Annotated in this window: 14 protein-coding genes and 1 pseudogene; 6 read left to right on the forward strand and 9 right to left on the reverse strand. The window is 35.8% G+C overall.

Going from position 1 to position 13,822, the window contains the following annotated elements:
• The first annotated feature begins 6 nt into the window (after positions 1 to 6).
• The gene (gene kdpB, locus JJQ93_RS06015; protein WP_274893089.1) at positions 7 to 2,043 is read left to right on the forward strand and encodes a potassium-transporting ATPase subunit KdpB; all 2,037 of its coding nucleotides are present in this window, start codon (positions 7 to 9) and stop codon (positions 2,041 to 2,043) included.
• Positions 2,044 to 2,074: 31 nt separating this feature from the next.
• Positions 2,075 to 2,653, forward strand: coding sequence for a potassium-transporting ATPase subunit KdpC (kdpC, locus tag JJQ93_RS06020; RefSeq protein WP_085113730.1), 579 nt, complete (start codon positions 2,075 to 2,077; stop codon positions 2,651 to 2,653).
• A gap of 22 nt (positions 2,654 to 2,675) precedes the next feature.
• Here the strand turns inward: kdpC and JJQ93_RS13085 are convergent, their stop codons facing one another.
• From JJQ93_RS13085 to JJQ93_RS06035, 3 genes and pseudogenes are all read right to left on the reverse strand, one after another.
• Positions 2,676 to 3,104, reverse strand: a complete 429-nt coding sequence (locus JJQ93_RS13085) for a universal stress protein (protein ID WP_503010260.1) — start codon at positions 3,102 to 3,104, stop codon at positions 2,676 to 2,678.
• 33 nt (positions 3,105 to 3,137) lie between these two features.
• Positions 3,138 to 3,815: pseudogene (locus JJQ93_RS13090) on the reverse strand (histidine kinase); the annotation flags it as partial.
• Between the two features lie 58 nt (positions 3,816 to 3,873).
• Positions 3,874 to 4,113 carry a hypothetical protein gene (locus tag JJQ93_RS06035; protein ID WP_085113732.1) on the reverse strand — a complete coding sequence of 80 codons (240 nt, stop codon included), beginning with the start codon at positions 4,111 to 4,113 and terminating at the stop codon, positions 3,874 to 3,876.
• Between the two features lie 114 nt (positions 4,114 to 4,227).
• On the opposite strand from JJQ93_RS06035, the gene JJQ93_RS06040 reads away from it, so the two are divergent.
• On the forward strand, positions 4,228 to 5,649 hold the full coding sequence (locus JJQ93_RS06040; RefSeq protein ID WP_274893090.1) for a PIG-L deacetylase family protein: 1,422 nt from the start codon (positions 4,228 to 4,230) through the stop codon (positions 5,647 to 5,649).
• Positions 5,650 to 5,677: 28 nt separating this feature from the next.
• Positions 5,678 to 7,594, forward strand: a complete 1,917-nt coding sequence (locus tag JJQ93_RS06045) for an FAD-dependent oxidoreductase (protein ID WP_274893091.1) — start codon at positions 5,678 to 5,680, stop codon at positions 7,592 to 7,594.
• A gap of 46 nt (positions 7,595 to 7,640) precedes the next feature.
• Here JJQ93_RS06045 and murJ read toward each other — a convergent pair whose 3' ends face one another.
• Genes murJ through JJQ93_RS06060 form a run of 3 tightly spaced genes read right to left on the reverse strand, consistent with a single transcriptional unit; the run spans position 7,641 to position 9,685 of the window.
• Entirely contained in the window at positions 7,641 to 9,194 is a 1,554-nt protein-coding gene (murJ, locus tag JJQ93_RS06050) for a murein biosynthesis integral membrane protein MurJ (protein ID WP_274893092.1), read from the reverse strand.
• The gene (locus JJQ93_RS06055; protein ID WP_274893093.1) at positions 9,187 to 9,321 is read right to left on the reverse strand and encodes a hypothetical protein; all 135 of its coding nucleotides are present in this window, start codon (positions 9,319 to 9,321) and stop codon (positions 9,187 to 9,189) included. The genes murJ and JJQ93_RS06055 overlap by 8 nt, the downstream gene beginning before the upstream one ends.
• Before the next feature lie 37 nt (positions 9,322 to 9,358).
• Positions 9,359 to 9,685 (reverse strand): thioredoxin family protein, encoded by a 327-nt coding sequence (locus JJQ93_RS06060; protein ID WP_274894070.1) that lies wholly within the window; start codon positions 9,683 to 9,685, stop codon positions 9,359 to 9,361.
• Between the two features lie 151 nt (positions 9,686 to 9,836).
• On the opposite strand from JJQ93_RS06060, the gene JJQ93_RS06065 reads away from it, so the two are divergent.
• A complete protein-coding gene (locus tag JJQ93_RS06065; protein ID WP_274893094.1) occupies positions 9,837 to 10,136 on the forward strand; it encodes a carboxymuconolactone decarboxylase family protein in 300 nt (99 codons plus the stop codon).
• Positions 10,137 to 10,215: 79 nt separating this feature from the next.
• Positions 10,216 to 10,668 carry a DUF1003 domain-containing protein gene (locus JJQ93_RS06070; RefSeq protein WP_274893095.1) on the forward strand — a complete coding sequence of 151 codons (453 nt, stop codon included), beginning with the start codon at positions 10,216 to 10,218 and terminating at the stop codon, positions 10,666 to 10,668.
• Between the two features lies 1 nt (position 10,669).
• Here JJQ93_RS06070 and JJQ93_RS06075 read toward each other — a convergent pair whose 3' ends face one another.
• The 3 genes from JJQ93_RS06075 to JJQ93_RS06085 form a co-directional block, all read right to left on the reverse strand.
• Positions 10,670 to 11,011 (reverse strand): PqqD family protein, encoded by a 342-nt coding sequence (locus tag JJQ93_RS06075; RefSeq protein WP_274893096.1) that lies wholly within the window; start codon positions 11,009 to 11,011, stop codon positions 10,670 to 10,672.
• 65 nt (positions 11,012 to 11,076) lie between these two features.
• Positions 11,077 to 12,480: a phosphodiester glycosidase family protein gene (locus JJQ93_RS06080; RefSeq protein WP_274893097.1), complete on the reverse strand. Its 1,404-nt coding sequence runs from the start codon at positions 12,478 to 12,480 to the stop codon at positions 11,077 to 11,079.
• Positions 12,481 to 12,545: 65 nt separating this feature from the next.
• Positions 12,546 to 13,820, reverse strand: a complete 1,275-nt coding sequence (locus tag JJQ93_RS06085) for a stalk domain-containing protein (protein WP_274893098.1) — start codon at positions 13,818 to 13,820, stop codon at positions 12,546 to 12,548.
• Positions 13,821 to 13,822: the final 2 nt, after the last annotated feature.

Consider the following 13,822-nt stretch of genomic DNA (forward strand, 5'->3'; position numbering starts at 1 on the left):
ATTAATATGAGCAAAAAAGAATCTACGCGAATGAATATAAATAGTAAAGAACTCATTAAAAATGCTTTTAAAAAATTAAATCCTGCAACACTTTTCAGAAATCCTGTAATGTTTATCGTTGAAATAGGTTCAATATTGACGACTATAATAACGATCGTGGACTTCATAAGTAAAAGTGCTGAAAGAAATTTCGACTTGCAAATCTCAATTTGGCTGTGGTTTACCATCTTGTTTGCAAATTTTGCAGAATCTTTAGCTGAAGGCAGAGGTAAGGCTCAAGCTGATGCACTTCGAAAGACAAGAAAAGATATAAAAGCAAAAAAATTAATAGGTGATAAAACTGAGGTAGTGTTGGGCTCTACTCTTAAAAAAGGTGACATTGTCTTGGTTGAAGCTGGTGATATAATACCAGGCGACGGAGAAGTGATCGAAGGTGTAGCATCTGTAGACGAAAGTGCAATTACTGGTGAATCTGCACCTGTCATAAGAGAATCTGGCGGTGACAGAAGCTCTGTAACTGCTGGTACAAAAGTCTTATCAGACTGGATAAAAGTAAAAATTTCTTCAGATCCAGGTGAATCATTCCTCGATAAAATGATAAGCCTTGTAGAAGGTGCAAAAAGACAAAAGACGCCAAATGAGATTGCATTGACGATTATGCTTATAGGACTCACTATAATACTGCTTTTAGCCACAGTCACAATTGAGCCTTATGCGATTTATTCAGGAACAAAAATATCGATTCCTACCCTCATTGCATTGCTGGTTTGCCTCATACCAACTACAATAGGAGGACTACTAAGCGCAATTGGCATAGCAGGCATGGACAGGCTCATAAAAAAGAATATATTGGCTATGTCTGGTCGCGCCGTTGAAGCTGCAGGTGACGTAGACGTGCTTTTACTGGATAAAACAGGTACAATCACATTTGGCAATAGAATGGCTACAGAATTTATTCCCGCTCCAGGTGTGACAGAAAATGAATTGGCAATGGCTGCTCAAATGTCCTCTTTATCTGACGAGACGCCAGAAGGCAGGAGCATTGTAGTCTTAGCAAAAGACAAATATGGTATAAGAGAGCACAATTTAAAAGAATTAAATGTTGAATTCATACCTTTTACAGCCAAGACTCGTATGAGTGGAATAAACATAAACAACAATAAGGAAATACGAAAAGGCGCTATCGATGCCATAGAAAATTATGTGAAAGAAAAAGGCGGTAATATGCCTGAAGAAGTTTTAAGCGCAGTTAAAATGATTGCACAAAATGGCGGTACTCCTTTGGTAGTAGCAGAAAATGAAAGAGTATTAGGTGTAATACACCTAAAAGACATAGTTAAAGGTGGCATTAAAGAACGCTTCGCTGATTTACGCAGAATGGGAATAAAAACTGTAATGATAACAGGCGATAACCCAATGACTGCAAAGGCTATAGCAGACGAAGCAGGTGTGGACGAATTTGTTGCAGAGGCAAAACCTGAAACAAAGCTTAGCCTAATAAAGGAATATCAAGCAAATGGGCATTTAGTTGCAATGACAGGTGACGGCACGAATGACGCTCCTGCACTTGCTCAAGCAGACGTTGGTGTCGCTATGAATTCAGGAACACAAGCCGCTAAAGAAGCAGGAAATATGGTAGATTTAGATTCAAGCCCTACAAAATTAATAGCAGTCGTTGAGATCGGCAAACAGTTGCTTATGACACGTGGTGCATTGACTACGTTCAGCATCGCAAATGATGTAGCAAAGTATTTTGCAATAATACCAGCTATGTTTTCAGCTACATATCCTCAATTAGGCGTATTAAACATCATGCATTTAAAAACACCTGAAAGCGCTGTTTTATCGGCTATAATCTTTAATGCACTTATTATAATTGCACTTATTCCATTGGCATTAAAAGGTGTAAAATACAGACCGCTGGGCGCTGCAGCAATCTTTAAGCGAAACATGCTTATATATGGATTAGGTGGGCTTATAGTACCGTTTGTAGGCATAAAAATAATAGATATGATCATCACTTTCTTAGGATTAGTTCACTAATCAAGTGTAAAATGCCGAAAGGAGATTAGACATGATTAAAAATGCCATTTTAAAAAGTATAATGCTTCTTATTGTTTTTTCTGTTTTTACAGGTTTACTATATCCACTGGCTATTTCAGGGATAGCACAATTAATTTTCCCACATCAAGCAAATGGAAGTCTGATTTACAAAGATGGCCAAGTCATTGGCTCATCTTTAATAGGTCAACAATTTAGCGACCCAAAATATTTTCACGGACGTCCATCTTCTGCCGGCGAAACCGGTTATGATGCAACGTCCTCATCAGCTTCAAACCTTGGTCCTACAAATAAGTTGCTAATTGAAAAAGTCAAAAAATTAGCGCAGCAAGTCAGAAAAGAAAATGGCCTTAAATCAAATACCGCCGTTCCATCCGACCTTATTACATCATCAGCAAGCGGTCTTGACCCAGACATAAGTATCGACGCTGCACTTATACAAATACCAAGGATAGCTAAAGCTCGTAACATATCTGAAGAAAAATTAAAAAATCTTGTTAACGAGCATATTGTAGGGAGACAGTTAGGCATATTGGGAGAACCAAGAGTAAATGTATTAGAATTAAATATTGCTCTTGATAACCTCAAATAGCGGTACAATTTTTGTCTTTTGCTTAATTATATGGAATAACATGTATTTCAATGTTTTTTGCCGAGTTTATTAGTTTCAGCACCGTAGATCCTCTTAAAAGCGTCTCCCATTTTCTTCTGTTTGAATGTCCCATTATAATCTGTGTAATATGTCTTTCTTTGGCAAATTTAAGCAGTTCTTCTGATACGCTTTTGCCCCTTAATACAACTACTTCAGCCCCAAGCTGCTTAGCAAGCTTAAAATGGCTTTCCAATACCTCCATATCCTTTTTAGTTGGCTTTTTGGCGAAAATATTTGTGCATTCTACATATACGACTATCCATTCGCATTTGAAGCGGTGTGCTCTTCTTGCACCCCGCCTTATTAACTTTTTTACAAGCGGATTAAAACTTATGCATACCATTATCTTTTCATTTGTTTCCCAATTTTCTTGTATGCCGTGTTCCTTCATGTATTGCTCCAAGTCTTCATCAACTTCATCGGCAGACTGTCTGAGTGCCAGTTCTCTTAGCGCATTTAAATTTCCCTTGCGGAAAAAGTTTTTTAACGCTTGATCAACTTTATCGAGATTGTACACCTCGCCTCTTTTTAATCGATTTTGAAGAGCGTCAGGCGTTACATCTATGACTTCTATTTCATCAGCATTATTAACTATTGTATCGGGAATCGTCTCCCTCACTGTTATACCAGTAATCTGTTTTACAGTGTCATTTAAACTTTCTAAATGTTGTATATTCAAAGTTGACAAAACGTTTATTCCATTTTGCAGTATTTACTCTACATCTTCATATCTTTTGTTATGCTTGCTGCCCGGGACATTCGTATGTGCCAACTCATCTACCAAAACGACTTGCGGTTTTCTCTTTAATATAGCGTCAAGATCCATCTCATACTGTACAGTACCTTTATATATGATTTCTTTTTTAGGTATTATTTCTAAATCACCAATCATCGCCTCAGTTTCTTTTCTTCCATACGTTTCTACAACACCGATGACAACATCTTGACCTCTTTTTAATCTTCTGTTTGCCTCATCAAGCATGGCATACGTCTTTCCTACACCAGGCGCATATCCTAAAAATATCTTCAACTTGCCTCTTTGACTTTTATTGGCTATCTCCAATGCCTCTTCTGGAGTAAGTCTTTTAAAACTATCGCTCATTGTATCACTCCTGAAAATTTCTTTATTTTATTAAATGTCGATTTATCTTACAATTTATTTATGATACAGCATAAATATAAGCTGTCTGCTCTAATGAGTCGTCGCTTAATTGCCCTATAAGCCATCCAGGACTCGTTGTCTCTGCAAAGTAATATTTTGTACCACCAACGCTGTAATATGTAAAATCGTAATCTCGGTAGAGCGGAAGTTCATTATCGTTAAATGCTATTCCAACTGCCATGTGTCCAACTTGTTGGTTTTGAGGCGGAGGAAAACAGCTTTTACAATATTTTATCATATTTTGCTCAGCAACACCATTTTATCTTTTTTTAATCTTCTGTTAACAATTTATTCATAAAGTTTTGATATTATTTTCTTACAATTATGACACAAATACGAGGGGGAATTAAAGTTGAATAAGAAACTATTCAAATGGAAGTATATATTTATAACTTTTGGGCTAATAATTGCCATTATTATCGCATCTGTCATGAATTTAAAAACTACTTTTGCCAATCTAACAGAAAAAAAGCCTGTTCCAAATAACGACGATCCGGGACAAAGAATACTTGTAGTCGTACCACACCCTGATGATGAATCATTGGGAATGGCAGGTGTCATACAAAAAGCTATCGAATTGAAAAGACCCATAAAAGTAGTAATTGTAACAGATGGTGAAAGCTATAAAAAAGCTGCTCAAGTCTTTACAGGTGACATCAATCCAACGCCAGCAGACTTTTATAAACTTGGACTTCAAAGGCACAGCGAAAGTTTAGCTGCAATGTCTGTACTTGGCCTTCCAAAAGATGATGTGATATTTTTAGGCTTTGCTGATGGCAGTACAAGATTTCTATGGAGCGATTTTTGGGATAACGGAAAACCCAGGATTAGCGGTGGAACAAATGTAGCATATTCTCCATATAAAGATGTGTACAAACCTGGTGTTGCATATACAGGTGAAAATTTAGAAAATGAGCTGCAGGACATCATGAAGTCATTTAAGCCTACAGATATTTACTATCCTTTAGCAGATGACGTACATCCCGATCATTGGGCCGTAAGCAACTTCACAAGGTATGCAATAGTCGCACTTAATCTAAACGTAAAAGAGCACATGTTTTTAGTTCATCATCCGCAATGGCCTGTGCCATGGTTACTGATGCCAAATGATTCCCTTTTGCCACCAACAGATATGAAAGACAGCAACACTGTATGGCATAGTATTCCTCTATCAAAGGAAGAAGAAGCTAAAAAAGAAGAAGCCATTAAGCAGTATACATCACAGATAAAAGTGATGGAGCCATTTTTATTGGCGTTTGTAAGGAAAAATGAGCTTTTCGGGACAAAGCCTGTCATTACGATTCCAGAAGTTGAAACAAAGCCAAACTTATACGACAAAAACATGCCTTTCTCGCTTTTAAGCATACCGGCAGGTGGAATTCTGGATCAAGAAATCTATAAAAGCGCTGATCTTACAAAGCTTGCTTCCTTCTACTATGATAATCACTTGTATATAGGTGTTCAAACACTGTCGCCTATATCTAAAAATGTAAGATACAACATCGAAATGAGGCTGTTTTACAATAACAGCATAAAGAGGATCGATTTAGGACTGGTAAATGACAAGCTCTATCAGTACAGAAAAGCCAATAATTCGCTTCTCAAATCTATAGCATCAAGACCAATAATAGACAAAAATATATTGTGGATAAAATTGAATATCCCACAAAAACAGGACTTGCGCTATATATTCATGGGTTCTGACTCAATATATAAAGGAAGACTTATCGATAAGATTCCTTGGAATTTGTACAAGATATCTAAGCAAGCATAGCCTGTTTTCATGAATAGAGGTGACTAATTTGCAAAAGAAATATTTAAAGGCAGTGATATCGCTTTTCATCATATCAGTGTTAATAATCACAGCAGTAGGCGGGTATTTTTATGTAGAAAAGTACAAAAAATCATCACAGGAGACTAAAGCTAAAGTTATAGAGGAAAATTCAAATTTGCCTAACCCTATAAAGCTTAACCTTCCTAAAGACGGAAGTCAGTACGATGTCATAGTAGTAGGAGCAGAGCCGGAAGGCGTTGCTGCTGCAAGGTCTGCCGCAAAAAACGACGCTAAAGTATTAATAATTGACAAGCACGATGGCCCTGGCGGCCTCATGACGTACGGAATGTTAAATACCATAGATATGAGCAAAGGTCCTGACGGCACATTGCTTACACAAGGCACATTTAAAGAGTTTTTTAAAGGCATAGGCTCTAAAAACTCCTTTGATGTGAAAAAGGCAAAAGAAGTATTCTCAAAGCTTTTGAGCCTTCCAAACATTACCCAATCGTACAACACTGTATTTGAAAAGCCTATAATGGATGGAAACAAGATAATAGGCATAACAGCATTAAAGGACGGAAAAGAAGTAAACTACTACGGCAAAAGGATAATCGACGCAACACAGGATGCTTCAGTTGCAGCATCTGCAGGTGTGCCTTACACAATCGGAGCAGAAGACATGGGTGTAAAAGGCAAAGTACAAGCATCGACACTTGTATTTAGATTGAAAGGCATAGACTGGGACAACCTAATAAAAATAATAAAATACGAAAAAAAGATACCAGCAACGTATATAAACGACACATCTGCAAACGGGTTTCTATCTATCACAAAAAACTACAAGCCTTCAACGCCTATGCTTAGGCTAAGAGGTCTTAATCTCGGCAGGCAAGATGATGGCACAGTATTAGTAAACGCCCTTTTGATATACGGCGTAGACGGACTTAATCAATCATCAATAGAAAGAGGAATGGAACTGGCAAAGAAAGAGCTTCCAAGGATAGTGCAGTTTTTTAGAGAAAACATCCCCGGATTTGAGAAAGTGCAGCTTGACGGCACAGCAGACGAACTGTACGTAAGAGAAACGAGGCACATAAAAGGATACTACACACTTGACATAAATGATGTTGTATTCAATAGGGACTTTTACGACAGGATAGCCATAGGCTCATATCCAGTAGATGTACAAGCCACATCACCTGAAGACACAGGGTATGTGTACGGGAAGCCTGTAGAGTATGCAGTGCCATTTAGGTGCATAGTGCCTGAGAAGGTAGAGAACCTACTTGTAGTAGGGCGGTCAGCATCCTACAGCCACTTAGCAGCAGGCTCTGCCAGAACGATACCGATAGGCATGGCAGAAGGAGATGCAGCAGGCGTAGCGTCAGCCTACTCCATAGCCAAAGACAAATCATTTGAAGACATTGCAAAAAGTGAAGAAGATATAAAGAACATACAGTCTATATTAGTAAGCCAAGGAGCGTACCTTAAACCGTTTAAAGTAGAAGAAGCTGTAGAAAAAAGTTGGGCCTTTGACGGGCTAAAATTTGCCCTTCATTGGGGGCTTATAGTGCCTGGATACACAAATGATTTTAAGCTTAATGAAAGCATAAAAAGCATATCATTTTACTATATGGCAACAAACATGATTAAAAGGTCAATACCAGATAAATCACAGCTTATAGATGATGATTATAAGTATCTGCAAAAATACATTGTTGACAAGCCTCTTACGAAAGAAGAAGCTGCGGATATACTATTGACGTATGCTGGATACAGAAATGAAGCTAATAAATATAGTGGTAGTTTATGCGATTTAGCACATGAAAAAGGACTAATATCTGATACAGCATATCAAAAGATGAAAGATACAAAATACGTAAAATGGGAAGATTCATATGACATGATATTGTCACTTCACAATTACCTAAGCAAGCTCTGACAAAGTAAAATATATGCAAAAAGCTCGGTTTTTAGCCGAGCTTTAATTAATTCTGAAAATTAGTTATTCTGTTTGCGACAATGCCAAATAAGTACTTAAACTCTTTTACTTTTAAAAGAAGCATCATACCAGCGTATATAGCACCACCAATAATGACGATCAAACTTGTAAGCAACAATTCCATCTTAAACCCAACCATGTATCTTGAAAGAAAATTATTCATTAAAAATACCACTGCACCCATGGTAACAGAAGATAAAACTAATTTACCGCCGGTATTTAAAATATCACGTCCACCAAAAGCACCCATCTTCTTCCTAAAATCCTTCATCAATAATATGGCACAAATTGCAGCAGATGCAGACGACCCTATGGCAAGACCTGCGATACCTATATATTTTACCAATATTATGCTTATCAATATATTTACTGCTATGCCTAAAATACTGTTTATCATAGGCGTCCTCGTGTCATTTGTGGAGTAAAATGATACATTAAACACATCTCTTATGCCATAAAAAATCATTCCTATTGAAAGGTACAAAAGCGCAATAGCCGTAATCTCAACACTGTAATCATTAAATCTGCCGTGTTTAAACAATATATCTATTATGTGATACCTTAAAATCATGATGCCTAAAGTAACGGGAATCATGATCATATTAATATTGTTTATAGCCTTTATCATGTGAGATTTCATGCCTTTATAATCGCCGGTACTCCCTTCCCTTGACAAAGTAGGAAATATGACCGTGACAACCGATGTAGCAAATGTCCCGTAAAAAGCACCTGTCAACAAGCTGGCATAGCTAAAAGCTGTGATGTTTCCATTTGGCAATCCTGAAGCAAGCCTCGTATTTATGATTATGTTTATCTGATTTACAGATAATCCCACAATGACAGGGCTAATAAGCTTAAGCATCCTTACTATGCGAGGATCTTTAAAATCAATTTTTAGACTGTACCTGTACTTGTTCTTAATAAGCCATGGTATCTGGTTTACCACCTGAAGTCCAAATGCGACTGTAGTGTAGATAGTAAGGCCTACTATGCCACCGTCCTTTGCAAAAAACAGCATAAACACAATAGGTGGAATGTCTATCAAAATACCATTTAAAGCAGGTGCAGTAAAGTCATTAAGAGTTTGAAGAATAGCAGTAAAACCTGCTGACATGCTTAAAAACAGCATGTTTACAATGCTTATTTTGGTCAAATTTACTGCAAGTTGAAACTTTTCACCTGTAAAATTCGACGCCATCAATCTTACCAAGTATGGCGAAAAAATCCATGCTATGACGAATATAGCAAATGAAAACAAAAATAAAATGTTCATTATATTGTTAGCAAAGTCAAACATCTCATCTTTGCCACGCTTAGCATACGTCTCATTTAAAAGGGGTATAAAAGCTGTGGATACAGCAACACCTATTATAGAGTAAAGCACTGTAGGAATATTTAATGACACCGTATATGCATCGGTAGCCCATGTGGTACCAAACACCTTACCCTGCACAGTATTTTTCAAAAGTCCAGCAAATTTCCCTAAAATCGTTATAAATGCAACAATGCTTGCCGACTTAAACAGTTTCTTATTACTCATACGATCTCCAATCTAACTCGTAATTTTTCTTAACAGTAATTTTAAGCTCCATAACAATTTTATATTTTACATCGTAAACGGCTTTTAGGCAATACACAGCAATTTCAAAATTGAAGTGTTTTATCAACTAAAAATAATTTTTTCACATTAATAGCTATTGTAACTTATGAAAAAAATAGATCATAATACTTCTGTATCTTCTCTTCTAAGATATCCATGCTTATAAATCTCGCCTCTCTTACGACTTCTTTTCCTTCCACAAAAAGAAGCACTGTAGGCACAGTAAAAACCGAAAACTCCGATGATGCAGTAGGCAATTCGTCTATAGAAACATGACCACTGGATATCTTGTCATAATTTAAGAGCATCACTTCAAGTTTTGGAAGCAATGTAGTGCATATACCACAATCATTTGTTGAAAAATACAATAGCGCCATTTCTTCATCATTCAAAAATTTCTTTATATCGTCAACTGCATATAATTTCTCCATCATCTTTGCCCTCCGAAATTATTTTTAAATCTAACATATAAAGTATTTTACCACAAAGCGAAAAATTTTTATATATCTTGCCTTAATATTAAAATTTAATTTTCAATGGTGATATAATATATTATGTAAAAATATACAAGGAGGGATTTAGATGCCATTACCGCCATTTTTGTCATCGCTTGATAAAAATGATCCTGAATTTGCATCTGCAATAGAAAAAGTCTATTCTTATGCAATGGAACCAGGCGCATTAGACCAAAAGACAAAATTGTTAATCGCACTGGCTATTGATGCGTTGCACGGCGCTAACCTTGGAGTAGAAAACATATCAAATCAACTGCGAAATATGGGGGTAAGCGAGGAAGAAATAAAAGAAGCAATTAGAATCGCATACTTCGCATCTGGAAATACAATATTAGCTTCGTATATTTCTGCTTTCAAAAACAAATAGCCGTTAAAAAGTGAGAAGCTTTAAAGAAATTTAAGCTTCTCACTGTATTAAAAATCATATAGTAGAGGTGAACAAAAATATGGATAATAAAGAAAAACTGATACATTCATATATTGACAAAAAAGTCTCCAAAAATATCAATGAAGAACACAAAGATTCGCTGACATTTGGCGATAGAATGGCAGATAAATTGGCAGACTACGCTGGCAGTTGGTCATTTATATTTACGTTTGGCTTTCTGCTTATCGTTTGGATGGTTATAAACAGCGTCGCTCTTATAAAGCACTTTGACCCGTATCCATTTATACTCTTGAATTTGGTTTTATCATGCCTTGCTGCAATACAAGCTCCAATAATCATGATGAGCCAAAACAGGCAAGAAGCAAAAGATAGATTAAGAGCGCAAAATGACTACGAAGTAAATTTAAAAGCAGAGCTAATAATAGAAGACCTACATACAAAAGCAGATAAAATCATCGAAAATCAAGAAAAAATATTAAAGCTTTTGGAAAGCCAAACGCAAAAACAATAAATTATTGAACTTTCCATCTAATCCATCCATTTTGATGCAAATAGCGTAAATATTTGTTTAGTCTATCGTACGTAGGCTCAACCTTATCGCCATAGACTTCTTTAAGCTTAATGCCTATGTCATAAACAGTTCTTTTGCCGTCAATAAGTTTCCAAACGGTGCTGCCGATTTCATCAAGCTCTATCGTCGTTATCCTTGGCCTTTTGATGATAAGCCTCGCCAACCGCTCGACGATTTTATCGTGTCTAAACAAAAGCTTGACTATGTTATCATTCTCTTCCCACATAAGTTTTTTTGAATGAATGGGTACATAAAGCATGAAATTGTTGTTCTTTTTAGCCATTTATCACATCATCCTTATATTATCGTGTTTTTTATGCAGTCACTAAAATATATTATATCACACCATTATTTGTAGAATATAAGTGCATTGCTTAAATCTCTACCTGGCTTTGTTAAATATTCACCTTTAAAATAAAGCCCAGAAGAAGCACCGCCATCAAGATTCATTGCATCGTATGCACCTAAATCTTTCATTATCTGTGCCAATTGATACACCGTAATCTCTGGTGTAGTCACAAGAAGAATGTCGCCTTGTGCAGTTACTCCAATAGCGCTTCTTGCGTATGATAAGCTTACGATTTTATCCTCTGTAAAACCCTCTCCTATAGGATCTACACTGACCACACCATCTTTAACGAGGGTAGGACCTGCTCCTACAGCCTCAGTGACATCAGACCAATCAACTGGATTTCCGCCATCATCTGTAAAGTTGATTTTATACTCAACTGTCTTGCCTACATTAAATACTTTAGCCAAGTATTCCTCGCTACCATTGAGATTTATGACATATCCGTCTGCAGGAATATTTACATCCTGGTTTTCTTCAATATCTTTAACGATGCCATTTTCCACCACAATATTTATTCCATAGTTGAAGCCAAGGTGACTGCCCCACTCAGATGTAAATATATATACCGAGTTTGTAGAAGGTATGTGATTGAAACCATAAGCATACCAATTATTTGGCCAGCTATAAGAGCCATTAGTCCCACCTACAATACTTATCCTCAGCTTATCCATCTTCACCTGCCCGTCAGCCGTAAAGCCAAAGACAGATCCTACATTAACTACATGCACAACTTTGCCATCTTTGATTATAGTATTCCACGGTACTGGATCTCCACCATAAGCATTAAAAAACGTACCGTTTATTGCAACATCTGCATTGTAGTATTTAGCCATGTCATATAGGCTCTGCGTAGAACCTATCTGATTATTCGCCAAAATAACCGCAGGTTTATATGGCGAGTTGTGAGGTATTCTCACACCTGTCACAACAACTCCATCAACTTTCTGAGTAAAGCTTGTGGCGTCTAAGCTATAATCAACCGCTTTAACATAAATATATGAATTATTAAAAGGGATAGCAGCAGTTTGCGCATCTTCATCCCATTTAACTTGATTATCACCAATCAATTCAGCCAAAAATCGAAGCGGCAAAAAAGTTGAACCGTCTTTTATTATGGCAGGCACTGGCATATCTTTAACTTCTCCATTGACAACTGCATTTGTACTGTTAATCTTAATAACGATTTGAAGGCTGTCTTTTGTAATTTTAACCGTCTGAGTATCACCATACCATTTCACATCCGCCCCCATGCTCTGAAATACACCTCTGGCAGGCACCATCATATAACTATTATTTTGATATGTATACAAAAAACCATTGTAGTATGTATCAGCGTAAACGTGTGAAGTAGATATAAAACCCAAAATCAAAAGTACAATAATTTGTAGGATTTTTTTCATATCAATTGGAACAACTGTTATTTAAGTGTTATTCCCTATCCTCCTCTCCTTTTTATGGAAATAACTTACATATCTAAAGCTTCTATTGTAATTATTTGTGTATTTCCATCCCATTTTACTGTGTATCCTAATGTTTCTGATACAAACCTTAATGGAATTAATACATGGCCATCGACTACAGGAATCGTGTCTGATAATTGTTGCTTATTTCCATTCACATCTACTACATTTGAACCTAATTTCAATTTTATTGTTAAATTACCTTTTGTGATTATAGCGGTATTTGTACTGTCGTCATAGGAAACTTGTGCTCCCAATTCCTCAAATAAACCTTTTACTGGAACGTATGTTGTCCCATCTTTTAATACTGGTGCTATTGGAAGTTCTTTTACTACTGGTTCGTTTATACCTCCTATAATTGGAGTCGGTATCTGTCCGTTTAAAAGTATTCTTTTATCGTTAGGTTTTAAATTTATTTTTATACTAAAAATACTGTTTTCATTATTTATTAAATCTCCAGATTTTAAAGCTTGCTTAAATGTGTCTAAGTTTTTAAAATATATAAATATTGCATCTCGCCATGCTTCTATATATGTATTTTTTAAAGGAAAATTTGTAAATTGTTCTTTAGAATTATAAGCATCATCTAATTTTATTGCTACTAATGTATTGTTTATATCATATTGTTTTTTAGCTTCTTCTGGAGATATGTTCTTATATACTATTACTCCAGCATATCCTGTATACGCTTCCGGATTTGCTATATAATTCTTTTCTAAGTTCTTCATAGTATCTTGACTTAAACCGTAATCATACACTTGTTCATTTATAATATCGTTAAATCTATCTATAAAAAATGTTTTTAATGTATCTGTTGAATTATACCAAGTAATAGGATTACCGTTATTTCCGAACATATCTAAATATAATGGCTCGTCTGTTGGAAATGATGGTATTTTTAAAAAATATTTAGAGCCTATAAATAAATTTTTAGATGTTAATTCATTATATACTTCACTACTACTAAATTCTCCAAAACAATACTCTCCAAATAAATTGTCTATATGTATTAATCTATTATTAGTATAATTATCAGTTATTACATCAGCACTATATATGTTTCTTATGATTTTTCCATCAAATGTTACATTTTGCATATCACTCGAGTACTTCCAATCGTAAGATGATATTTTTATATGATCAGGTATAAAATTGAAATCTAGTTTATTAAAATCTTGAGCATATTTAAACATATCGTCATACGTATCGGCTTGTGCAAAACCTACAAAACTCGCTAAAAATAACATTACACTTAACAACAATACTCCTATTTTTTTCATAT

Source organism: Thermoanaerobacterium sp. R66, assembly GCF_028895185.1.
Taxonomy (GTDB): domain Bacteria; phylum Bacillota; class Thermoanaerobacteria; order Thermoanaerobacterales; family Thermoanaerobacteraceae; genus Thermoanaerobacterium.